The organism is Cellulophaga sp. BC115SP (genome assembly GCF_009905545.1).
Lineage (GTDB): Bacteria > Bacteroidota > Bacteroidia > Cytophagales > Spirosomataceae > Flectobacillus > Flectobacillus rivi.
Map to the genome: position 1 here is coordinate 1 of NZ_JAAALB010000207.1, position 540 is coordinate 540.

A 540-nucleotide genomic window follows, 5' to 3' on the forward strand; every position below is an offset into this window, starting at 1 on the left:
TAGAAACCTGTAGGGTCTGATTTTAATAGTGTTACAAACTTCTTTTTGGCTTCTTCAAGAGTAAGTTTATCGGAATTAAAAATGTATTCAAAACCTCTACTTCCAAATGTTGGGTCATTACTCCAATATTGCAAATATTGTTTGAATTGCTCAGCCTTAATACCTGTGCTACAATCATAGCTTTTGTAATCTACTAAAATATTGGCTGGTTTTTCAACATCATAAGAGCAACCATTGCAAAGTATAGTTCCCAAAAAGCCTTGCATTTTATCTTTGATGATACCCTCAAAGCTTACAACATTGCTTGATGAATAGGAGCTTTTATTCAAATCTCGCATCAGGTGATAGGCTCCATCTTGTTTTTTGGGGCCTGTGGCAGTTGCCTCTGCTTTAATGAAGGTATCAAAACCTGATTTGGTACTATATTTTATAGCAAATGCTTTGAGGGTTTCTAAATAAATGTTCATCATGGGTAGTTTTTCACAAGCCGTAGTTGTTACAGGGTTACAAGTACTACACCCACCTGCAAAACCATTCGTT

General features: G+C 35.7%; 1 protein-coding gene. It reads right to left on the minus strand.

The genetic code is table 11. The annotated features are described in order from the left end of the window. A partial coding sequence (locus GVN22_RS27695) for a hypothetical protein (RefSeq protein ID WP_166554206.1) occupies positions 1–540 on the minus strand: 540 nt, incomplete at both ends.